Source organism: Pseudomonas sp. Q1-7, from assembly GCF_028010285.1.
Taxonomy (GTDB): domain Bacteria; phylum Pseudomonadota; class Gammaproteobacteria; order Pseudomonadales; family Pseudomonadaceae; genus Metapseudomonas.
The window spans coordinates 1,257,947-1,279,174 of sequence record NZ_CP116304.1; the positions used below are offsets into that span (position 1 = coordinate 1,257,947).

General features: G+C 65.1%; 16 protein-coding genes, 1 pseudogene and 1 riboswitch. Of the genes and pseudogenes, 8 read left to right on the forward strand and 9 right to left on the reverse strand.

The features are described from left to right. The first annotated feature begins 16 nt into the window (after positions 1 to 16). On the forward strand, positions 17 to 631 hold the full coding sequence (locus PJW05_RS05870) for an SOS response-associated peptidase (protein WP_271410791.1): 615 nt from the start codon (positions 17 to 19) through the stop codon (positions 629 to 631). A gap of 108 nt (positions 632 to 739) precedes the next feature. On the opposite strand, the gene PJW05_RS26690 is transcribed toward PJW05_RS05870, so the two are convergent. Together PJW05_RS26690 and PJW05_RS26695 are read right to left on the reverse strand one after the other, a co-directional pair. Further along, the gene (locus PJW05_RS26690; RefSeq protein ID WP_442969242.1) at positions 740 to 1,633 is read right to left on the reverse strand and encodes a methyl-accepting chemotaxis protein; all 894 of its coding nucleotides are present in this window, start codon (positions 1,631 to 1,633) and stop codon (positions 740 to 742) included. Positions 1,634 to 1,645: 12 nt separating this feature from the next. Further along, positions 1,646 to 2,878: pseudogene (locus PJW05_RS26695) on the reverse strand (methyl-accepting chemotaxis protein); the annotation flags it as partial. Positions 2,879 to 3,050: 172 nt separating this feature from the next. Here PJW05_RS26695 and PJW05_RS05880 point away from each other — a divergent pair. Together PJW05_RS05880 and PJW05_RS05885 are read left to right on the forward strand one after the other, a co-directional pair. Further along, positions 3,051 to 3,869, forward strand: a complete 819-nt coding sequence (locus tag PJW05_RS05880) for a M48 family metallopeptidase (RefSeq protein WP_271410793.1) — start codon at positions 3,051 to 3,053, stop codon at positions 3,867 to 3,869. A 111-nt stretch (positions 3,870 to 3,980) separates the two neighbouring features. Beyond that, a complete protein-coding gene (locus PJW05_RS05885) occupies positions 3,981 to 4,964 on the forward strand; it encodes an NAD-dependent epimerase/dehydratase family protein (RefSeq protein ID WP_271410794.1) in 984 nt (327 codons plus the stop codon). Position 4,965: 1 nt separating this feature from the next. Here the strand turns inward: PJW05_RS05885 and PJW05_RS05890 are convergent, their stop codons facing one another. The 5 genes from PJW05_RS05890 to PJW05_RS05910 all read right to left on the reverse strand — a co-directional run bounded on the left by PJW05_RS05890 (position 4,966) and on the right by PJW05_RS05910 (position 9,998). Beyond that, the gene (locus PJW05_RS05890; RefSeq protein WP_271410795.1) at positions 4,966 to 5,409 is read right to left on the reverse strand and encodes a ketosteroid isomerase-related protein; all 444 of its coding nucleotides are present in this window, start codon (positions 5,407 to 5,409) and stop codon (positions 4,966 to 4,968) included. A 171-nt stretch (positions 5,410 to 5,580) separates the two neighbouring features. Next, complete coding sequence (locus PJW05_RS05895; RefSeq protein WP_271412176.1) at positions 5,581 to 6,159, reverse strand: TMEM165/GDT1 family protein; 579 nt, start codon at positions 6,157 to 6,159, stop codon at positions 5,581 to 5,583. A 93-nt stretch (positions 6,160 to 6,252) separates the two neighbouring features. Further along, positions 6,253 to 6,373, reverse strand: a riboswitch (yybP-ykoY riboswitch). A 47-nt stretch (positions 6,374 to 6,420) separates the two neighbouring features. Next, complete coding sequence (locus PJW05_RS05900; protein ID WP_442969210.1) at positions 6,421 to 7,896, reverse strand: amino acid permease; 1,476 nt, start codon at positions 7,894 to 7,896, stop codon at positions 6,421 to 6,423. A gap of 89 nt (positions 7,897 to 7,985) precedes the next feature. Then, positions 7,986 to 8,984 (reverse strand): class I SAM-dependent methyltransferase, encoded by a 999-nt coding sequence (locus tag PJW05_RS05905; RefSeq protein ID WP_271410796.1) that lies wholly within the window; start codon positions 8,982 to 8,984, stop codon positions 7,986 to 7,988. A 51-nt stretch (positions 8,985 to 9,035) separates the two neighbouring features. Next, positions 9,036 to 9,998, reverse strand: a complete 963-nt coding sequence (locus PJW05_RS05910) for a 2-hydroxyacid dehydrogenase (protein WP_271410797.1) — start codon at positions 9,996 to 9,998, stop codon at positions 9,036 to 9,038. 82 nt (positions 9,999 to 10,080) lie between these two features. Here PJW05_RS05910 and PJW05_RS05915 point away from each other — a divergent pair, with 82 nt between their 5' ends. Further along, a complete protein-coding gene (locus PJW05_RS05915) occupies positions 10,081 to 10,710 on the forward strand; it encodes a LysE family translocator (RefSeq protein ID WP_271410798.1) in 630 nt (209 codons plus the stop codon). A 69-nt stretch (positions 10,711 to 10,779) separates the two neighbouring features. Here PJW05_RS05915 and PJW05_RS05920 read toward each other — a convergent pair whose 3' ends face one another. Then, complete coding sequence (locus tag PJW05_RS05920) at positions 10,780 to 11,955, reverse strand: acetyl-CoA C-acyltransferase (RefSeq protein WP_271410799.1); 1,176 nt, start codon at positions 11,953 to 11,955, stop codon at positions 10,780 to 10,782. A 183-nt stretch (positions 11,956 to 12,138) separates the two neighbouring features. Here PJW05_RS05920 and PJW05_RS05925 point away from each other — a divergent pair, with 183 nt between their 5' ends. From PJW05_RS05925 to PJW05_RS05940, 4 genes are all read left to right on the forward strand, one after another. Further along, on the forward strand, positions 12,139 to 13,821 hold the full coding sequence (locus PJW05_RS05925) for a fatty acid--CoA ligase (RefSeq protein ID WP_271410800.1): 1,683 nt from the start codon (positions 12,139 to 12,141) through the stop codon (positions 13,819 to 13,821). A 270-nt stretch (positions 13,822 to 14,091) separates the two neighbouring features. Next, positions 14,092 to 16,047: a DUF1302 domain-containing protein gene (locus tag PJW05_RS05930; RefSeq protein ID WP_271410801.1), complete on the forward strand. Its 1,956-nt coding sequence runs from the start codon at positions 14,092 to 14,094 to the stop codon at positions 16,045 to 16,047. Between the two features lie 31 nt (positions 16,048 to 16,078). Next, positions 16,079 to 17,446, forward strand: coding sequence for a DUF1329 domain-containing protein (locus PJW05_RS05935; protein ID WP_271410802.1), 1,368 nt, complete (start codon positions 16,079 to 16,081; stop codon positions 17,444 to 17,446). Between the two features lie 152 nt (positions 17,447 to 17,598). Next, positions 17,599 to 20,304, forward strand: coding sequence for a LuxR C-terminal-related transcriptional regulator (locus PJW05_RS05940; protein ID WP_271410803.1), 2,706 nt, complete (start codon positions 17,599 to 17,601; stop codon positions 20,302 to 20,304). On the opposite strand, the gene PJW05_RS05945 is transcribed toward PJW05_RS05940, so the two are convergent. Beyond that, on the reverse strand, positions 20,293 to 21,153 hold the full coding sequence (locus PJW05_RS05945) for a hypothetical protein (protein ID WP_271410804.1): 861 nt from the start codon (positions 21,151 to 21,153) through the stop codon (positions 20,293 to 20,295). The genes PJW05_RS05940 and PJW05_RS05945 overlap by 12 nt on opposite strands. Positions 21,154 to 21,228: the final 75 nt, after the last annotated feature.

Below are 21,228 nucleotides of genomic sequence, written 5' to 3' on the forward strand. Positions count from 1 at the left end.
CCGTACTGGCCCCTCCATGTCTGGACGTATTGCCCTGTTTCGCTGGTCGCCCGCGCTGGCGGCCCTGCCTGGTTTCCCCGCCGACCACCAGCCGCACTGGAACCTGGCTCCCGGCGGCCGGGTGCTGATGCTGCGCGAGCTGGCGGGCGAGCGTCGCGTCGACATGGCCCGCTGGGGGTTGACCCCGGCCTGGCTCACCGACCTGTCAAAGACTCCCGCCCATGCCCGCGTCGAAACCCTGGCCGACCAGCCGATGTTCCGCGAGGCGTTCCGGGCGAGGCGTTGCCTGATCCTGGCCAACGGTTTCTATGAGTGGCGCGGGGTGCGCAAGCGGCCCTACTGGATCAGCGCCGAAGGCGGGATGCTGCACTTCGCTGCGCTCTGGGAGGCCTACCCGGCCGGTGATGTGGAGTACCTCAGCCTGGCCATGGTCACCCAGCCGATAGCTGATCTGCGCCGTCCGCTGGTGCTGGACGAGGACGGGCAGCAACGCTGGCTGTCGGCCGACGCGACGCCGATGCAATTGCTCGAACTGCTGGGCAAACCCGGGCCGCAGCTGCGCGAGCGCGCCCTGGCGAATCTGGTGAACGATCCGAAACTCGACGGCCCGGAATGCCTGACGCCGGCTTGAGTCGGTTCCGTTGTCGGGCATTGGGCTTTTCTTGTGGGAGCGAATTCATTCGCGAATGAATTCGCTCCCACAAGAAAAATGAAGCCCCTCCGAAGAGGGGCTATTGCCTTACACCTTGAACTGATTGATCAGCCGTCGCTGCTGCTCGGCCAGCTTGGTCAGCTCGGCGCTCGCCTGGGAGGCTTCGTCCGCACCGCCCGCGACCTGGTTGGCCACCTGGCCGATGTTGATCACGTTGCGGTTGATGTCCTCGGCCACCGCGCTCTGCTCTTCAGCGGCGCTGGCGATCTGGGTGTTCATGTCGTTGATCACCGAAACCGCCTGGGTGATGGACTCCAGGGCATGGGCGGCCTCGTTGGCATGCTGCACGCTGGTGTCGGTCTTCTCCTGGCTGTCCTGCATCACCTTCACCACTTCACGGGTGCCGTGCTGCAACTGCTGGATCATCGTCTGGATTTCTTCGGTGGCCTGCTGGGTCTTCTGCGCCAGGTTGCGCACCTCGTCCGCCACCACGGCGAAGCCGCGGCCCTGTTCACCGGCCCGCGCCGCTTCGATGGCCGCGTTCAGCGCCAGCAGGTTGGTCTGTTCGGCGATGCCGCGGATGGCCACCAGGATGGCGTTGATGTTCTCGCTGTCCTTGGCCAGGTTCTGCACCACGCCCACCGCGCGACCGATCTCGGTGGCCAGGGCGGAAATGGCTTCGGCGGTGCTGTGGACAATGCGCTTGCCGTGGTTGGCAGCCTGGTCGGCGTGGCTGGCCGCTTCCGCCGCATGGGTGGCGTTGCGTGCCACGTCCTGGGCGGTGGCGGTCATCTCGTGGACGGCGGTGGCCACCAGTTCGATCTCCGCCAGCTGTTTCTGCACGCCCTGGTTGGTGCGGATGGCGATGTCGGCAGTGTGTTCGGAGGAGTCGCTGACTTTCTGGACCGAGGTCACCACCTGGCTGATCATCGATTGCAGCTTGCCGAGGAAGGTGTTGAAGCCGTTGGCGATGGCCCCCATCTCGTCGGCGCGGTTGTTGTGCAGGCGCTGGGTCAGGTCGCCGTCGCCTTGGGCGATGTCGTCGAGCATGCCGACCATCTGGCGCAGCGGACGGGCGATGCCGTAGCCGACGAAGCCGATCACTACCAGGCCGAGGCCGGCGATCAGCAAGCCCACCAGGGTCATGCCGAAGATGTCGGTGTCGCGCTGGGCGTCCAGTTCGCTCTGCAACCGGGTCAGATCCTTCATGACCGCCTGCACCGGCAACTGGATCAGCAGGACCCAGCGCGCATCGGTGTCACCGATGCCGAAGGGCATCATCAGCTCGATGCGTTGGCTGGCCTGGTCGATACGGTAGGCCGGCTGGCTGCCGGACAATCCGCGCAGGCTGTCCATGGTGCTGGTGTCGAGCACCTTGGCAGCTTCTTCACCCAGCTTGGTACTGTCCTTGGAATAGGCCACCAGGCGATTGTTACTGGCGATCAGTGCCAGTTCGCCGGCCCCCTCGTAAAGCTGCTGGTCGGCCTTGGCCAGGAGCTCCTGGATGAAGTTGAGAGCGAAGTCGGCGCCGGAGATGCCCTTGAATTCGCCCTTGATCATGATCGGCGCGGTGAAGGAGGAGAGGATCATGATCTTGCCGCCCACGTCGTAGGGGGCCGGGTCGATGGCGCAGGGTTTCTTGCGTTCTTTCGGGCAAAGGTAGTACTCGCCTTCGCGCACGCCCGTGGAGAGCATCTTCTCGCTCTCCATATAACCGATGGCGTCCTCGCCCAGGCTGCCGTCGGCGTTGCGGAACCACCAGGGCAGGAAGCGTCCGCTGCCGTCGTAGCCGTTGTCCTTCTGCCCGGCATAACTGGCATCGGCGCCGTCGAAGGCATTGGGTTCCCAGCCGATATAGCTGCCGTTGAGCTTCGGATTGCGCTCGGTGGTCTGGCGTACCAGGTTGTTCAGGTGTTCACGGCTGAGGCTCAGGCTGGGATTGCCGGCACCGTCCGTTTCGCCCAGCAGGCTGTTGAGGTTGGCCATGTTCTTGGCGATGCCCAGCGGCAGTTCCAGTTCGCGCTGGATCTGGCTCACCTGGGATGCGGCGAGGGCCACCAGGCGTTCGTTGATCACCTGTTCGAGCAGGGCCTGGGTTCGCTGCTGCACCAGTTCCTGGGTGCGGGCGCCGGAAAACAGTGCGTAGAGCACCAGGGCGGCCACCACCGCCAGCACGCTGGCTCCTGCCAGGGCGGCGATGGAAAACTGAATGGACCTGAACTTCATGTTGGCTCCGGAAAAGGCATTCACCGTGATTCCTTATATCGGCAGACACATTAAATTTCCTAAGTCGCCCATGCAGATAAAAGCGCCGCCGGCTTGTCTACATGCGACGCGGTTGCCGGGCTTCCGGGCCAGCCGTAGCATTACCGACCTCGCAAAGAGATGGAGAGCCACCATGGCCAAGCTGTTTTACCTGACCGGCCTGACCGCGGCCCTGTTCCTGGCAGGATGCCAGGCCGTCAATACCACCAGCGGCGGCGCGGTGGGCGTCGAGCGCAAGCAGTACATGTTCAGCATGCTGTCGAGTGCCGAGCTCAACCAGATGTACGCCCAGTCCTACCAGCAGACCCTGAACGAGGCCCAGCAGAAGGGCGTGCTGGAAAAGAACAGCACCAACGCGCGGCGTGTCGATGCCATCGCCAGGCGCCTGATCGCGCAGACACCGGCCTTCCGCCCGGACGCCGCGCAGTGGGCCTGGGAAGCCAACGTGATCGACAGCGACGAGCTCAACGCCAACTGCGGTCCGGGCGGCAAGATCATCGTCTACAGCGGCCTGATCGATAAGCTCCAGCTCACCGACGACGAACTGGCGGCGGTGATGGGCCACGAAATCGCCCACGCCCTGCGCGAGCACAGTCGCGAAGCCATGTCCAAGGCCTACGGTGTGCAGATGGCCAACCAGATCGGCTCCGTGCTGGGTGTCGGCCAGGCCGGCCTGGGTATGGCCAACGCCGGGGTGGAGTACCTGATGACCCTGCCCAACAGCCGCTCCAACGAGAACGAGGCCGATCTGATCGGTCTGGAGCTGGCCGCCCGCGCTGGCTTTGACCCGAACGCCGCCATCAGCCTCTGGCAGAAGATGGAGAAGGCCGGTGGCGGTGCGCCGCCCGAATTCATGAGCACTCACCCATCGTCCGGATCGCGCATGGCCTCGCTGAAAGCGGCGATACCCAAGGTGATGCCGCTGTACCAGCAGGCAAAGGGGCAGCGTTAGGCGCCTGGCTGTCGCGCTACCGCCTGGCAACCCGGCACCCCGCGTTCTAGACTGCTTGCCGCCGCCCCGGGCACTCCGGGGTGGCGAATCTCCAACGGATGAGGAGTCGCAGTGAAAATCGGCGTACTTGGAGCGACTGGCTTGCTCGGTCATCACGCGGCTCGTGCAGTGAAGGCTGCGGGGCATCAACTGGTGCTGATCCACCGGCCATCGTCACGCATCGAACGGCTGGCCTACCTGGAGCCCGAGTTCCGTGCCGCCGAGCTGCTCGACCACGCCGCCCTCAGCCGCGCCCTCGGCGGCCTGGACGGCGTGATCTTCTGCGCCGCCGGCTATCCGACGCGGCCCCGCCGCTGGCAGGAAGAGGTCGCCAGCGCCCTCGACCAGACCAACCATTTCTATGCCGCCTGCCTTGCGGCTCATGTGCCGCGCGTCCTCTATACCGGTGCCGCCATCGCCCTGCCACCTCATCCCGAAGGTCTGCCCGGTCACGAGGGGCTGTTCTACGAAGGCATGCCGCGCTGGAAGAATGCCTACCTGCTGAGCAAGTGGGCGCTGGACGAGCAGGCGCGCGAACAGGCGCGTAGCGGGTTGCCGGTGGTCATCGGCATTCCCGCCATGTGCCTGGGCGAGTTCGATGCGGGGCCGAGCACCGGTCGCCTGGTCACTGCCATGGCCCAGGGCTGGATGACCCACTACGTGCCCGGCCGGCGCAACCTGGTGGATGCCGCCGATGCCGGCCGCGGGCTGCTGCTGGCCCTGGAAAAGGGGCGAGTGGGCGAGCGCTATTTGCTGACCGGGCAGAATATCGAGATGGCTGAGCTGACCGAACGCATCGCCACCCTGTTGGGCGTGCCGCCGCCGCAACCCATGCCGCTGGCGATGGCCAAGGGCATGGCGGTGCTGGGACGGCTGCGTTACCGGTTGTCTGGCGAGTTGCCGAAGCTGGACGACACCGCCATCGCGGTGATGGCCGGCGGGCAGTTCCTCGATGGCAGCAAGGCGCGCCAGGAGCTGGGCTACGTGGCGGAGACGCCGCTGGACATCACGCTGGAGCGCACCGTCGGCTGGTTCCGCGCCAACGGCTATCTCTGATTCAGGGGAGCGCTTTCTCGGCCAATGGCTGGGTGGCAAGGCCCAGCTGCGCGCGGAAGCTTTCCATGTCGAACATGGTGCAGATCTCTTGCACCTGTCCCAGGCTGTTCAGGGTCCAGAAGGCCATCGCCGAGATGCTCAGGACCTTGTCGCTGGGCGGATACCCCAGGGCGGGCTTCTGGATACTGCCAATCAGGGTGCACCAGGTCACCACCTTGTTGCCTTCAGCGATGCATTCCTCCACCACCACTTCCAGGTCGGGCATGGCGTCACGGATGTTCGCCACCATCCGGCCGTAAGCCGCACTGTTCAGGGGGCGGCTGATGAAGGAACTCTTGTAGAGGAAGTCCTTGCTTTGCAACTGCTCGGCCAGGGCCAGGCGGCCCTTGTTCCACGACAGTTCGATGTGCTGGCGAACCAGCCGTTTCATATCGTCCAGTGACATGGTGCGTTCTCCTGCGTCTTGATGCTGCGCGCCACTTTACCCGTACGCCCGTGCCAGGCATTGGCCGAAGCGCCGTGGGTTACGTCGGAGTACGTGTAAGTTGGCGCTGAGCCTGCGGAGCCCAACACGGCGAGGTCGTGCCTCGCGGCGCTCGGCGCCAACCTGCATGCCTTACAGCACGCCGCTGAGCTTCATGGCTTCGTACACGGCATAGGTGGCCAGGGCGGCGAAAGCGGCAGCGGCCAGGCGGCGGATCAGCGTGAGCGGCAGGCGGTCCGCGGCGAAGTTGCCGGCCAGCACCACCGGAACGTTGGCGATCAGCATGCCGAGGGTGGTGCCCATCACCACCATGACGAAGTGCGGGTACTGGGCGGCCAGCATCACGGTGGCGACCTGGGTCTTGTCGCCCATCTCGGCGAGGAAGAAAGCGATCAGGGTGGTGAGGAAGGGGCCGTATTTCTTCAGGCCGGACTCCTCGTCGTCCAGCTTGTCCGGTACCAGGGTCCAGAGGGCCACGGCGGCGAAGGAGGCGGCGAGGATCCAGCTCAGGGTAGCGGCGGAGAAAAAGCTGGCGACCCAGGCGCCCACGGCACCGGCGGCGAAATGATTGGCGAGGGTGGCGACGACTATGCCCCAGATGATCGGCCAGGGTTTGCGGAAACGGGCGGCGAGGAGCAGGGCGAGCAGTTGCGTCTTGTCGCCGATTTCGGCGAGGGCGACGATCAGCGTCGGCACGAAGAGGGATTCCAGCATCAGGGTTCCTACGGGGGCGGGTCGACTTATCACCATGACACGTACAGCCTGCCCGCCCCGGGTCAGGTTGTGCGTGTCATAGGTCTTGTCAAACCGCAGGCCTGTCTGTGCAGGCTCGGGGTCGCATGCGCCATGGTCTGCGGACCAAGTGTGTTGACGCATGCCGGGCGAGCAGGGTGCTCGCGGGAGACTACTCCCCTAGGACGGGGCGAATTGTGCACAAGCCGGGAAGCCCCGGCAAGACCGAAATGTGCTCGGTCAATTTGCACCGGGGCGCACGTCCATCTCCGCGTAGCCCACCAGGCGGCTGCCTTTCTTGAAGCGATAGCCCAGCCAGATGGCGAGGAACAACGGCAGGCTGACGTAGGTGGCGGTGAGGCCGGCCCAGTCGATGCGTTCGCCGAAGAACGCCTGGTAGTTCTGTCCGAGGGTGATCAACAGGCACAGGGTGAAGGCGAACAGCGGACCGAAGGGGAACAACGTGGCGCGGTAGGGCAGGTCTTCCAGGCGGCCGCCCTGGGCCAGGTAGCCCTTGCGGAAGCGGTAGTGGGAGATGGCGATGCCCAGCCAGGCAATGAAACCGCACATGCCCGAGGTGTTCAGCAGCCAGGTGTAGAGGGTGCTGTCGCCGACGATGGAGGTGAAGAAGCACAGCGCACCGACCAGGGTGGTGGCGTAGAGCGCGTTGCGCGGCACCCCGCTGGCGGACAGGCGGCTGAACAGTTTCGGCGCCTTGCCCTGCACTGCCAGGTTGTAAAGCATGCGGGTGGAGGCGTACATCCCCGAGTTGCCGGCCGAGAGGATGGCGGTGAGGATGACTGCGTTCATCACGCTGGCCGCAGCGGCGAAGCCGGCACGCTCGAAGAGCAGGGTGAAGGGCGACACGCTGATGTCGCTGGCGTCGTTCTTCAGCAGGTTCGGATCGGTGTAGGGAATCAGCATGCCGATCACGAAGATTGCCAGGATGTAGAACATCAGGATGCGCCAGAACACCTGGCGGATGGCGATGGGGATGTTCTTCCTGGGGTTCTCCGATTCGCCGGCGGCGACGCCGATCAGCTCGGTGCCCTGGAAGGAGAAACCAGCGATCATCGCCACGCCGACCATCGCCTGCAGGCCGCCGACGAAGGGGGCGTCGCCCTGGGTGAAGTGGCTGAACCCGGGGGACTCGATGCCGCCCATGATGCCGAAAATGGTGGCCAGGCCAATGCCGATGAACACCACCACCGCGACCACCTTGATCAGCGCGAACCAGAACTCGCTTTCGCCGAAGCCCTTCACCGAAACGAAGTTGAGCAGGAACATCAGGCCGAGGAACAGGGCGCTCCAGTAGAGGCCGGGCACGTCCGGCAGCCAGAAGCTCATGATCAACTGCGCCGCCACCAGCTCCGCGGCGATGGTCACCGCCCAGTTGTACCAGTAGTTCCAGCCCAGGGCGAAACCGAAACCATCGTCGACGAAACGGCTGCCATAGGTGCTGAACGAGCCGGAAACCGGAATGTGTGCGGCCATTTCCCCAAGGCTGGTCATGAGGAAGTACACCATCAGCCCGATCAGCGCGTAGGCCAACAGCGCGCCGCCTGGCCCGGCGCTGGCCACGGTCGCGCCGGACGCGACGAACAGGCCGGTGCCGATGGAGCCGCCGATGGCGATCATGTTCAGGTGGCGGGGTTTGAGGGAACGGTGCAGGCCTGCCGTGGAGGAAGGGGCGTTGGCAGTGTTCAGATCAGTCACGAAAAAACTCCAGGTTCCCCGGCCGGGGCCGGGGAGAGGACGGCCATCGGGGCCGCTCGAGTAGGGCAAGGGAGGCGGAGCCCGTCCGGTCAGTTCCGGCGGGCGCGGTAGATCCGGAAGCCATCCCCTTCGGCGAGGGTCTGGCAGGGGCCGAGATGGTACTCGATCAGCGGCGGGTATTTGAGGAAGCTGTTGGCCACGATGCGCAACTCGCCGCCCGGCAGCAGGTGATGGCGGGCTTCGCGCAGCAGGTCTTCGCTGGCCTGGTAGTCGGTGTGTACGCCCTGGTGGAAGGGCGGATTGCTGAGGATGGCGGCAAGACTTTCGGGCGCGCCATGGATGCCGTCGGCGGCGATCACCTCGCCCTCCAGACCATTGGCCGCCAGGGTCAGGCGGCTGCTGGCGACCGCGAAGGCATCGACGTCCAGCAGGGTCAGCCGGCTCTGTGGATAGCGGCGCTTGAGCGCGGCACCGAGCACTCCGGCGCCACAGCCGAAGTCCAGCAGGTGGCCGCTGGGCAGGTCGTCCAGTTGCCGCATCAGCAGGGCGCTGCCGCGGTCCAGGCGGCCGTGGCTGAACACCCCGGGCAGGCTGACCACTTCCAGCGGGCCGTCGGCCAGCTCCAGGTGATAGCGCTGGGCGAGCTGCAGCAGGTCCGGTGCGGCCGGGGTCTGTTCCACAGTGACTTGCCAGAGTTGGCAGTGGCGGGCGCTGTCCAGCTTGCGTGGCTTGCCGAGGACCGCCTGTTGCTTGGCGGCGCGTTCGATGCCGCCACGTTTCTCGCCGACCAGGAAAAGTTCGCCGCCGGGCAGGCTGGCGGCCAGCGCGGCCAACAGGTAGTCGGTCAGCTCACGGGACTTGGGTAGGAACAGCACGGCGGCGGCAAAGGTGGCCTCAGGCGGCGTGGTGCCGAAGTGGCTGCGGCCGGCGAAGCGACTTTCAAGGGCCGCGTGCTCGCCGGCATGCCAGCTCCAGCCACAGGCCTGCGGCAGGCTGCCGAGCAGGTCGTCGGCCGGCAGCCCGGCCAGCAGCACCGGGCGTTGGAACAGGTCGGCCTGTCGAAGCAGGACTTCGCTGCGTGGGTCCATCTGAAAAAGGTCCTGATAAAAGCAGCGAATTTTATCAGGGTCTTATACGAATTAGCCTATAACTCTGACGGGCGAGGCCTTGAACCAGGCCGTGGCGTTCTCTGCCAGTTGCTGGACGATGCGTTGCCGTGCCTCGCGGCTGCCCCAGGCGCTGTGGGGGGTGACGATCAGGCGCGGGATGTCGGCAGCTAGCAGGGGGTTGCCGTCGCGTGGCGGTTCCTGGGTCAGTACGTCGGTGGCGGCGCCACCTAGGTGACCGCTGCGCAGGGCTGCGGCCAAGGCTTGCTCGTTCACCAGTCCGCCACGGGCGGTATTGATCAACAGGGCGCCCGGCTTCATCAGGGCCAGCTCGGCGCTGCCGATCATGTCTCGGGTCTGTTCGTTGAGCGGGCAGTGCAGGGTCAGGGCGTCCACCTGGGGCAGCAACTCATGCAGCGGCAGGCGATCGGCGCGGAGCGGGCGTCCTGGCAGCTGGCCGAGCAGCACGCGCATGCCGAAGGCTTCCGCCAGGCGGGCCACCGCGCCACCCAGCTCGCCGTGGCCGAGCAGTCCGAGGGTCTTGCCTTGCAGTTCGAAGATGGGAAAATCCAGCAGGCAGAACTGGCTGGCCTGCTGCCAGCGGCCGGCGCGCACGGCGGCCTGATAGTCCGGCAGGCGGGTGGCCAGGGCGAGCAGCAGCGCGAGGGTGTGCTGGGCCACGGACGGCGTGCCGTAGGCCTGGCAGTTGCAGACGGTGACACCCTGGGCGCGGGCCGCCTCCAGGTCGATGTTGTTGGTGCCGGTGGCGGCGACCAGGATCAGCTTGAGGTCCGGGTTGGCGGCCATCGCCGTGGCATCGATGCGCACCTTGTTGCTGATCGCCACCTGGGCGCCGCGCAGGCGTTCGGTTACGTCCTCGGCGGCGGTCTGCGGATGCAGCAGCAGTTCGCCGAAAGCCTGCCGCAGCGGCGCCAGATCGAGATCGCCGAGGTCGAGGGAGGCATGGTCGAGGAAAACGGCGCGACTGCTGTTCATGGAGGGCTGTACCTTTTGCGGTTCCACTGGAAGGCGTAAGGTTGCCAGCCTAACAGGTCCCGCCATATCCATCGGAGGTCGCATGTACTGGACGGAATTTCTCACCGTCGCCCTGATCCACCTGCTCGCCGTGGCCAGCCCCGGTCCGGATTTCGCCATCGTGGTGCGCGAAAGCGTGGCCCATGGACGTCGCGCCGGGACCTGGACGGCCCTGGGCGTCGGCACCGGCATCTTCGTGCATGTGGCCTATTCGCTGCTGGGCATCGGCCTGATCGTGTCCCAGTCGATCATGCTGTTCAACGCACTGAAATGGGCCGCTGCCGCTTACCTGCTGTACATCGGCATCAAGGCGCTGCGTGCCCGGCCAGCCGACCCGGTGACCGCCGAAGCCGCCCTCATGGCCGGCGAGCGCAGCCCGCGCGGTGCCTTTGCCACCGGCTTCGTCACCAACGGCCTGAATCCCAAGGCGACGCTGTTCTTCCTGTCGCTGTTCACCGTGGTCATCGATCCGCATACGCCGCTGACGGTGCAGGCTGGCTACGGCGTCTATCTCGCCTGCGCCACCGCCGCCTGGTTCAGCCTGGTGGCGCTGCTGTTCAGCCAGCGCCGCGTACGGGCCGGCTTCGCCCGCATGGGCCACTGGTTCGACCGGCTGATGGGCGCTGTCCTGGTAGGGCTGGGCGTGAAGCTGGCCTTTACCGAGCTGAAGTAACCCCCGCCAACCGGGCAGAAAGAACAAGGGCGCGGTATCGACCGCGCCCTTGTTCTTTTCGCATAGCGCTTACAGCAGCTCGATCGCCACCGCGGTCGCTTCACCGCCGCCAATGCACAGCGAGGCCACGCCGCGCTTGCCGCCCTTGTTACGCAGGGCGTTGATCAGGGTGATGATGATGCGCGAGCCGGTGGAGCCCACCGGGTGGCCCTGGGCGCAGGCGCCGCCGTAGACGTTGACCTTGGCGTGATCCAGGCCATGCTCGCGCATGGCCAGCATGGTGACCATGGCGAAGGCTTCGTTGATCTCGAACAGATCGACGTCGTCCTTGTTCCAGCCAGTCTTCTTAAACAGGTTGGTCATGGCGCCGATGGGGGCCAGGGTGAATTCGCTGGGGTCCTGGCTCTGGGTGGCGTGGCCGACGATCTTCGCCAGGGGCTTCAGGCCGCGACGGGCGGCTTCATCAGCGGTCATCAGGACCAGGGCGCTGGCGCCGTCGGAGATGGAACTGGCGTTGGCGGCGGTGATGGTGCCGTCCTTCCTGAAGGCGGGCTTGAGGCCGGGGATCTTGTCCAGGTTGGCGGTCAGCGGCTGCTCGTCCTCCTTCACGACCACCTCACCCTTGCGGGTGGTCACGGTCACCGGGACGATCTCGGCGGCCAGGGAGCCATCGGCGATGGCGGTCTGGGCGCGCTTCAGCGATTCGATCGCGTAGGCGTCCATCTCTTCACGGGTGACGCCGTGCTTGTCAGCGGTTTCCTGGGCGAAGGAACCCATCAGGCGGCCGGTGCGGGCATCTTCCAGACCGTCGAGGAACATGTGGTCCTTGATCTCGCCGTGCCCCATGCGCAGGCCAGCGCGGGCCTTCTCCAGCACGTAGGGGGCGTTGGACATGCTTTCCATGCCGCCGGCCACCATCACGGTGTTGCTGCCGGCCTTGAGCAGGTCGTGGGCCAGCATTACGGCCTTCATGCCCGAGCCGCAGAGCTTGTTGATGGTGGTGCAGCCGGTGGCGGCGGGCAGGCCGGCGTTCAGCGCGGCCTGGCGGGCCGGGCCCTGTTTGAGACCGGCGGGCAGCACGTTGCCCATGATCACTTCCTGCACGTCGTCCGGCTGGATGCCGGCGCGGCTGACGGCCTCGCGTATGGCCAGCGCTCCGAGGTCCACGGCGGAAACGCCGGACAGGCTGCCCTGGAAGCCGCCCATGGGTGTACGGGCGCCACTGACGATAACGATATCGGACATCTCGAACCTACCTATCTATCTGCATGACTGGCCGCGACCGGCCTGAGCCGTTGATTCTATATGGTGACCAGAAAGTGAAAAAGAGTCACCCGTCAAATCACTCTTTTGACTGATTTGCGGCTGGCCTCCCGGCTCTAAAGTTGTAAACCACAATAAAGTCACCAACCTCGCCAGGTATGCACCATGCTTCAGACCCGCATCATCAAGCCCGCTGAAAATGCCTACGTCTACCCGCTACTGATCAAGCGCCTGCTGATGTCCGGCAGCCGCTACGAGAAGACCCGCGAAATCGTCTACCGCGACCGCATCCGCTACAGCTACGCCACCTTCAACGAGCGAGTGGCGCGTCTGGCCAACGTTCTCACCGAGGCCGGGGTAAAGGCCGGCGATACCGTGGCGGTAATGGACTGGGACAGCCACCGCTACCTGGAGTGCATGTTCGCCATCCCGATGATCGGCGCCGTGCTGCATACCATCAACGTCCGCCTCTCGCCGGAGCAGATCCTCTACACCGTGAACCACGCCGAGGATCGCTTCGTGCTGATCAACAGCGAGTTCGTGCCGGTGTTCAACTCCATCCGCGGCCAGATGACCACCGTGGAGAAGACCCTGCTGCTCACCGACGGCGCCGACCATGAGGCTGACCTGCCCAACCTGTTGGGCGAGTACGAGACCTTGATGGCTGCGGCGAGCCCGACCTATGACTTCCCCGACTTCGACGAAGACTCGGTGGCCACCACCTTCTACACCACCGGCACCACCGGCAACCCCAAGGGCGTCTACTTCACCCACCGGCAGCTGGTGCTGCACACCTTGTCCATGGCCACCGCCATCGGCGCGCTGGACAGTATCCGCCTGATGGGCACCGACGACGTTTACATGCCGATCACCCCGATGTTCCACGTGCATGCCTGGGGCGTGCCGTACGTGGCCACTATGCTCGGGGTCAAGCAGGTGTACCCGGGCCGCTATGAACCCGACATGCTCTGCAAGCTGATCCGCGAAGAGAAGGTCACCTTCTCCCATTGCGTGCCGACCATTCTGCAGATGGTGATGAACGCGCCTACCGCCCAGGGCCATGACTTCGGCGGCCTGAAGATGATCATCGGCGGCAGCGCGCTGAATCGCAGTCTCTATGAAGCCGCCAAGGCCCGGGGCATCCAGCTCACCGCTGCTTATGGCATGTCCGAGACCTGCCCGCTGATCTCGGTGGCGCATCTGAACGAGGAACTGCTGGCCGGCAGCGAGGATGAGCGCATCACCTATCGCATCAAGGCCGGCGTACCGGTGCCGCTGGTGGAAGCGGCTCTCATGGACGGCGAAGGCCGGTTCCAGCCGGTGGATGGCGAGTCCCAGGGCGAGCTGGTGCTGCGCGCACCCTGGCTGACCCTCGGTTACTTCAACGAGGCGCAGAAGAGCGAAGAACTCTGGGAGCACGGCTGGCTGCACACCGGTGACGTGGCGACCCTCGACGGCATGGGCTTCATCGATATCCGCGACCGCATCAAGGACGTGATCAAGACCGGTGGCGAGTGGATTTCCTCCCTGGAGCTGGAAGACCTGATCAGCCGTCACCCGGCGGTACGCGAAGTGGCCGTGGTGGGAATACCTGACCCGCAGTGGGGCGAACGACCCTTTGCCTTGGTGGTGCTTCGTGACAACCAGGCCCTGGACGCCAAGGCGCTGAAGGAACACCTCAAGCCCTTTGTCGAACAAGGTCTCATCAATAAGTGGGCAATTCCCAGCCAGATCGCGCTTGTTACTGAAATTCCCAAGACCAGCGTCGGCAAGCTGGACAAGAAACGCATTCGTGTCGACATCGCCCAGTGGCAGGCTAGCGGCAGTACTTTCCTCTCCGCCCTCTGATTTTTTCCTTCCCGCCTGAAGAGCCCAGGCCGCGCCTTGCGCGGCCTGGGCTTTTTCATTGGCCGCCTACCAAGCAAGCGCTTGGCTTGTTAATTGCTGCGTTCCGCCAATAACTGGCTATCTTTCCTACCGAAGGGTCGGACTGTCCGTCGGGAGGTGCGAGCCAGAGTGCCTGGGGGTTCCAAATCACACTTTCGAGGGATCAAGCGCTCATACCCGCTGGCTATAGTCCGCAACCATCAATAACAAAAAACACATGGAGTAGCGTCGATGACAACAACCGCAACGTTCTGGCGCCTGGCAAAGCTGCCACTGGCTGTCAGCCTCGCTTCCACGCTCGCCGCCCCGGCATTCGGCGTGACGTTCAACCTCGGTGAAATCGAAGGTCAGTTCGACTCCTCGCTGTCGGTGGGGGCCAGTTGGTCCATGCGGGGCGCCGACAAGGACTTGATCGGCGTGAACAACGGGGGGGATGGCCTGTCCCAGACCTCCGACGACTCCCACCTGAACTTCAAGAAGGGTGAAACCTTCTCGAAGATTTTCAAGGGTATCCATGACCTGGAACTGAAGTACCGCGACACCGGCGTCTTCATGCGCGGCAAGTACTGGTACGACTTCGAGCTGAAGGACGAGAGCCGCCTGTTCAAGGACATCGACGATAGCGGTCGCAAGGAAGGCGCCAAAGCCTCCGGCGCCGAGTTGCTGGATGCCTTCATCTACCACAACTACAACATCGCCGACCTGCCGGGCAGTGTTCGTCTGGGCAAACAGGTGGTGAGCTGGGGCGAGAGCACCTTCATCGGCAACAGCATCAACTCGATCAACCCGATCGACGTATCCGCGTTCCGCCGCCCCGGCGCCGAGATCAAGGAAGGCCTGATCCCGGTCAATATGTTCTACGTATCCCAGAGCCTGACCGACAACCTCTCCGCCGAGGCCTTCTACCAGCTCGAGTGGGACCAGACGGTGGTCGATAACTGCGGCACCTTCTTCGCCCAGCCGGACGTGGTGGCGGACGGTTGTGATAACAACCTGGCGGTACTGCGTACCCAGTCCGCACTGGCCGGTGCTCTCGGTCCGATCTCCCCTGTGGTGCAGGGCGTCTTGGGCGCCAATGGCGTGACCTGGGGCAATCCGGATGAAGGTGTCATCGTTCGCCGAGGTCCTGACCGTGATGCCGATGACGACGGCCAGTTTGGCCTGGCATTCCGTTACTTCGCCGATCAGTTGGATACCGAGTTCGGTGCCTATTTCATGAACTACCACAGCCGCACGCCGATCTTCAGCGGCTCGGCCGCCAGTGCCGCCACCTTCGGCCAGTTCAGCCCGCTGAACCCCAATGGTTTCGGTCCGCAGTTGGCCCAGGCCCTGATCAATGCAGGCGTTCCGCCAGCGCAGGCGGCCGCCCTGGCTGGCCAGTTGACGCCGACGCTGGCGCCGTTGGTTGTCGCAGGCAATTCCCAGTATTTCATGGAGTACCCGGAAGACATTCGTCTTTACGGCCTGAGCTTCTCCACGACGTTGCCCACTGGCACTGCGTGGAGCGGTGAAGTCAGCTATCGTCCGAATGCTCCGGTACAGTTGAATACCACGGACATTCTGTTTGCCGGCCTGACGCCGTTGAACCCGGACGTGTCGGTATTGGACGGCTCTCCCGGTACCGACTTGCACGGTTACCGTCGCAAGGAAATCACCCAGTTCCAGACCACCTTCACCCACTTCTTCGATCAGGTCATGGGCGCCAGCCGCCTGACTCTGGTGGGTGAGATCGGTGTGGTACACACAGGGGGACTGGAGAGCACCAGCAAAGCCCGATATGGCCGTGACCCGGTTTTTGGTCCGGGGCCGCTGCCGAACAACACCTGCGTCACCCTCAATGCCGGTACCCTGGGTAATCCCAACGCCGAAAACGTTAGCAAGTACTGCGAAAACGACGGTTTCGTCACCAGCACTGCCTGGGGCTACCGCATGCGCGCCGTATGGGACTACAACGACGCATTCGCCGGCATCAACCTCAAGCCCAGCATCGCCTGGTCCCATGACGTCGACGGTTATGGCCCGAACGGCTTGTTCACTGAGGACGCCAAGGCCGTGAGCCTGGGCTTGGATGCCGAGTACCAGAACACCTACACCGCTAGCCTGTCCTACACCGACTTCTTCGGTGGCAAGTACAACACCCTGATCGATCGCGATTTCCTCGCGCTCAGCTTCGGCGTGAACTTCTAAGCGGATGGAAATTTCGAGGACGACTATGAAAATGAAAACAACAAAGAGTCTGCTGCAAACCGGCGCGCTGGCGCTGTCCCTGCTGGCCACCAGCGTCATGGCGGCCGTATCCGCCGATGAAGCGGCCAAGCTGGGCGCCACGCTGACCCCTCTGGGCGCCGAGAAGGCCGGCAACGCCGATGGTTCGATCCCCGAGTGGACCGGCGGCCTGCCGCAGAGTGCCGGCACCGTCGATGCCCGCGGTTTCCTGTCGGACCCCTTCGCCAGCGAGCAACCGCTGTTCACCATCACCGCGCAGAACGTCGACCAGTACAAGGACAAGCTGACCCCTGGCCAACTGGCGATGTTCAAGCGCTACCCCGACACCTACAAGATGCCGGTGTACAAGACCCACCGCACGGCCACCGTTCCGGCCAATGTGATCGAAGCCACCCAGTACAACGCTACCCACACCAAGCTGGTGGAGGGTGGTAACGGCCTGGAGGACTTCCGCACGGCCAACCCGTTCCCGATTCCCAAGGACGGTCTGGAAGCCATCTGGAACCACATCACCCGCTATCGCGGCGGCAGCGTGCGTCGCCTGGTGACCCAGGCGACCCCGCAGCCGAACGGCTCCTACAGCCTGGTGTACTTCCAGGACGAGTTCACCTTCCGCGACCAGCTGAAGGACTACGACGCGAGCAAGCCGAGCAACGTGCTGTTCTACTTCAAGCAGCGAGTGACCGCGCCGTCCCGCCTGGCTGGTAACGTGCTGCTGGTGCACGAGACCCTCAACCAGGTCAAGGAACCGCGCCTGGCCTGGCTCTACAACGCCGGCCAGCGTCGCGTGCGCCGTGCGCCGCAGGTGTCCTACGACGGTCCGGGTACCGCCGCCGACGGCCTGCGTACCTCCGACAACTTCGACATGTACAACGGCGCGCCGGACCGCTACGACTGGAAGCTGGAAGGCAAGAAGGAGATCTACATCCCCTACAACAGCTACAAGCTGGATGGTCCGAACCTGAAGTACGCCGACATCATCAAGGCCGGCCACATCAACCAGGACCTGACCCGCTACGAGCTGCACCGGGTGTGGCATGTGGTGGCGACCCTGAAGCCGGGCGAGCGCCACATCTATGCCAAGCGTGACTTCTACATCGATGAAGACACCTGGCAGGCCGCCGCCATCGACCACTACGACGGTCGCGGTACCCTGTGGCGCGTGGCCGAGGCGCATGCCCAGTACTACTACAACAACCAGGTGCCGTGGTACACGCTGGAAAGCCTCTACGACCTGCTCTCCGGCCGTTACCTGGCCCTGGGCATGAAGAACGAGGAGAAACAGTCCTACGACTTCAGCTATACCGCTGGCGAAAGCGACTACACCCCGGCGGCCCTGCGCCAGGCGGGCGTCCGCTGATCCCCTGCAACACCTTGTAGCGAAGCCGGCCTCCGGGCCGGCTTTTTCTTGTCTGTACTTCCTTCCCGCCGGGGCTTCTATTGGCTTCCCTGAACCGCTAGGCTCATTCAAGTTCGCGCCCCTGCCTGCACAACAATCCTAGAAGCTGGGTGATGACCGTACCGACCCGTTCGCACGCCATAACGCCGACCTCCGCCCATGTCGCGGATGCGCGCTTCTTCCGCCCGCCGCGACCCGCCGGCCATGTTCCACGTCCGCGCCTGTGCGAACGGCTTGCCGCCGGTCTCGATGGGCGCCTGCTGATGCTCAGCGCCCCGGCCGGCTTCGGCAAGAGCTCCCTGGCCAGCGAGTTCTGCGAATGCCTGCCGTCCGGCTGGCAGAGCCTCTGGCTCAGCCTGAGCCCGCGCGACAGCGACCCCGGACGCTTTCTCGAACGCCTGCTGGACGGCCTGCGCCAGTTCTATCCGGGGCTGGGCGATGAAGCCATGGGGCACTTGAAGATGCGCCAGCGGCACCAGCCCTTCGCCTTCGAACAGTGGCTGGACGGCCTGCTCGACGAAGTCGCCGAGCGACTGGACGCCAACCAGCCCCTGCTGCTGGTGCTGGACGACTACCACCTGGCGCAGAATGCGGTGCTCGACCGCTGCCTGCAGTTTCTCCTCAACCACCTGCCCGACGGCTGGGTGCTGCTGGTGACCAGTCGCCAGCGCCCGGACTGGCACCTGGCGCGGCTGCGCCTGTCGCGCCACCTGCTGGAGCTGAGCGAGCAGGACCTGCGCCTGACCGAAGAAGAATGCCTGGCCCTGCTCAGCAGCCAGGGCGCCCAGCTCGACGCCGACGATCTCGGAGGCCTGCTGCAGCGCAGCGAAGGCTGGGTTGCCGGCCTGCGCCTGTGGCTGCTCGCCGGTCCCGGAGGCGAACAGGCCGCCCGTGGCGACGAAAGCCTGATTCGCGAATACCTGCTGGAGGAAGTCATCGAGCGCCAGCCGCCCGAGGTCCAGGCCTTCCTCTTCGAGACTGCCCGTTTCGAGCGCTTCTGCGCCGAGCTTTGCGATGCCGTGCGCGAAAGCCACGACAGCGCCGCGATCCTCCGCCACCTGCAGGCCCACCAGGTATTCCTGGTGCCCCTGGACGAGCAGGGCGAGTGGTTCCGCTACCACCACCTGTTCTCTGACCTGCTGCGCGCCCGTGGCACCAGCAGCCTGTCCCCCTCCGGCATGCACCTGCGAGCCTGCCGCTGGTTCAGCGCGCATGGCCTGCTGGATGAAGCGGTGGAACAGGCGCTGCGTGCCGGACAGCCCGATGTGGCGGCCTCGCTGGTGCAGAACCTGTCCGAGGAGCAACTGCTGGCCAACCAGAATATCGCCATGCTGCTGCGCTGGAAGATGGACTTGCCCGATAGTCTGTTGTCCAGCACGCCGCGCCTGATCGTGCTCTACAGCCTGGCCCTGGGCCTGGCCTGCCAGCTGGATGCGGCGGAGGAGCTGGCCGGCAATCTGGCGCGTTTCCTGCCGGCGCCGAATGCCGTGCAGCAGCGCAACCTGCTGGTGCAATGGCAGGCTATCAGCGGCCTGATCGCCCGTGGGCGTGGCGACATTGAGCGCGCCGAGCATTTCTGCACCGAAGCCCTCGGTGCGCTGCCGCCGGAGAACTACGGCCAGCGTCATCTGTGCCTGTCTCTGCTGGGGAATATCGCCGTGGTGCGCGGCGACCTCTGGCGCGCCCGTGGCCTCAACCGCGAGGCCCTGGAAATGGCCCGGCGAGGGGCCAACCCGCTGTTCGAATCCCTGGTCCATTACGACCGGGCCCGCGTCCTGCAGGTGCGCGGTGAAACGCTGCGCGCCCTGGCCGAAGTGCAACAGGGGCTGGAACGCCTGCGTGGCGCGGAGGTCCCCCGCGCCTGCGTGGCCCGGGCACGGCTGACGCTCTACCAGGGCTTCCTGTTCGGCATGCGCATGCAGCATCAGGCCGCGCGGGTCAACCTGCAGGCCGGCATTGCCGAAGCGCGCGCCTGCCGCGACATCAGCTTGTTGATCGGGCACTGCGCCCTGGCTGCACTGGAAGGACGTGAGGGCCGCTTCGCCGCAGCCTTCGCGCAACTGGCCGAAGCCGAGCGGCTGATGCACATCTGGGACGTGCCGCCGATTTACTACCTGGCCATGATTACCCTGTCCAAATGTGAGCTGTGGCTGGCCCAGGGCCAGTTGGAGTTGGCCGAGGCCTGGCTGCCGCGCCTGGCGGAAACCTACGCCGGCGAAGGTGCCGCGGCGGCACCGGAGTTCCATCCTCTGCTGCCGCTGTGCATCGAGCAGCAGAATGCGGCCCTCGCCCGCGCTCAGGGCCGCATGGCGGACGCCGAGGCGCAGCTGCGGGCATTGCTGGACAAGGCCGAAGGACTGGGCATCACGCATGTGGCCCTGGGCGCGCGGCTGCAGCTGGTGAGCCTGCTGCGCACCGGCCGCGAGCGGGAGGCGGTGGCCATGCTCGATCGCGCGCTGGAACATCTGCCCGGCGGCACCTTGCTGCCCTATCGCGAGTTGCTGGAGCAGCAGCCCCAGTGGCTGCGCGAGCACCTGGCGACCCGCTCGCCTGAGCTGGTGCAGGACCTGCTGGAATTGCTGCCGGGCGCCGAGTCCGAGGCGCAGGTGGATGCCGGCACGGCCGAGGCGCTGAGTTCCCGGGAGCTGGCGGTGCTGCAGTTGATCGCCCAGGGCTGCTCCAACCAGGAAATCAGTGATCGCCTGTTTATCTCCCTGCACACGGTGAAAAGCCACGCCCGGCATATCAACAGCAAGCTGGGCGTGGAACGGCGCACTCAGGCGGTGGCCCGGGCCAAGACCCTCGGCCTACTGCGCTGAGGCCGCCGGGGGCACCGACAGGTCCAGTGCCGGTACGGCCGGCCCGGTCTTGGCGGGGCGGGCCAACTGACTGTCCACGTCCTGCTGGATGGCGACCAGCACCGGCAGCAGGTCGGCCATGTTGCCGCGCACCTCGCCGTAGGCGTGCTCCTGCGCAAGCTCGGCGACGCGCGCCAGCAACTGCCCGCGCACATCGCCCTGCAGATGGACGAAAAGCTCCGGCAACTGCTTGGCGAGTTCCGCGCTGTAGAGCACCAGGTCCTCGCGGTTGAACTGGCGGGTAAGGCCCAGGTAATCCAGCGCGCTGGAGGTCAGCATGGCCGCCGCGGCCTTCGTTTCCTGCAGGCCCTGCAGGCGAATGGCGCTGCCTTGTTCCTTCTCCGAAAGCGTCATCCAGAATTCCACCGTCAGGGTGAACAGGACCGCCTGCTGGCGCAGGGAGTAGGTCATCAGACCGAGGGCTTCGGCGCCATAGGGCTGCTGCGGCGCCTTGAAGTCGAAGTACAGGCGCATCAGCTCCTTGAGCTGGAACAGCACCTCGCGGGCCTCGTTCTGCCGCAGTTCCAGCGGGGCGTAGATATTCAACTGCGGCTTGAAGTTCTCCTCGCTGACCATCCGTGTGTAGATGGGCCCGGTGAACTCGCCGCTACGTCGGGGCAGGGCGTTGACCTGGGTCGTGTCGATCTTCTCCAGCGCCTGGCGCAACTGGTGGTAGTCGCCGCTGCTCCAGGGGCGCTGGATGTCGGGAATCTTCTGGCCGAGATAGAACAGCTCGGCGGCCGGCGCCAGCCGCGCGAAAACCAGCAGAAGGAGGGCCAGCGGCCAAAGCAGGGGGCGGGTCAGCGTCATCGCTCAGGACAATCCTACGGGTGAGGGCTGGCCAAGCGTAACGAGGCCGCGAAGCGCCGTCACCCGCGCCTTGGT

Excerpts from the sequence above, each read along its gene's own strand:
- PJW05_RS05870 (WP_271410791.1), top strand. The coding sequence starts at position 17 with ATGTCTGGACGTATTGCCCTGTTTCGCTGGTCGCCCGCGCTGGCGGCC.
- PJW05_RS26690 (WP_442969242.1), bottom strand. The coding sequence starts at position 1,633 with ATGGGGGCCATCGCCAACGGCTTCAACACCTTCCTCGGCAAGCTGCAA.
- PJW05_RS05880 (WP_271410793.1), top strand. The coding sequence starts at position 3,051 with ATGGCCAAGCTGTTTTACCTGACCGGCCTGACCGCGGCCCTGTTCCTG.
- PJW05_RS05890 (WP_271410795.1), bottom strand. The coding sequence starts at position 5,409 with ATGTCACTGGACGATATGAAACGGCTGGTTCGCCAGCACATCGAACTG.
- PJW05_RS05905 (WP_271410796.1), bottom strand. The coding sequence starts at position 8,984 with ATGGACCCACGCAGCGAAGTCCTGCTTCGACAGGCCGACCTGTTCCAA.
- PJW05_RS05910 (WP_271410797.1), bottom strand. The coding sequence starts at position 9,998 with ATGAACAGCAGTCGCGCCGTTTTCCTCGACCATGCCTCCCTCGACCTC.
- PJW05_RS05915 (WP_271410798.1), top strand. The coding sequence starts at position 10,081 with ATGTACTGGACGGAATTTCTCACCGTCGCCCTGATCCACCTGCTCGCC.
- PJW05_RS05920 (WP_271410799.1), bottom strand. The coding sequence starts at position 11,955 with ATGTCCGATATCGTTATCGTCAGTGGCGCCCGTACACCCATGGGCGGC.
- PJW05_RS05925 (WP_271410800.1), top strand. The coding sequence starts at position 12,139 with ATGCTTCAGACCCGCATCATCAAGCCCGCTGAAAATGCCTACGTCTAC.
- PJW05_RS05930 (WP_271410801.1), top strand. The coding sequence starts at position 14,092 with ATGACAACAACCGCAACGTTCTGGCGCCTGGCAAAGCTGCCACTGGCT.
- PJW05_RS05935 (WP_271410802.1), top strand. The coding sequence starts at position 16,079 with ATGAAAACAACAAAGAGTCTGCTGCAAACCGGCGCGCTGGCGCTGTCC.
- PJW05_RS05940 (WP_271410803.1), top strand. The coding sequence starts at position 17,599 with ATGACCGTACCGACCCGTTCGCACGCCATAACGCCGACCTCCGCCCAT.
- PJW05_RS05945 (WP_271410804.1), bottom strand. The coding sequence starts at position 21,153 with ATGACGCTGACCCGCCCCCTGCTTTGGCCGCTGGCCCTCCTTCTGCTG.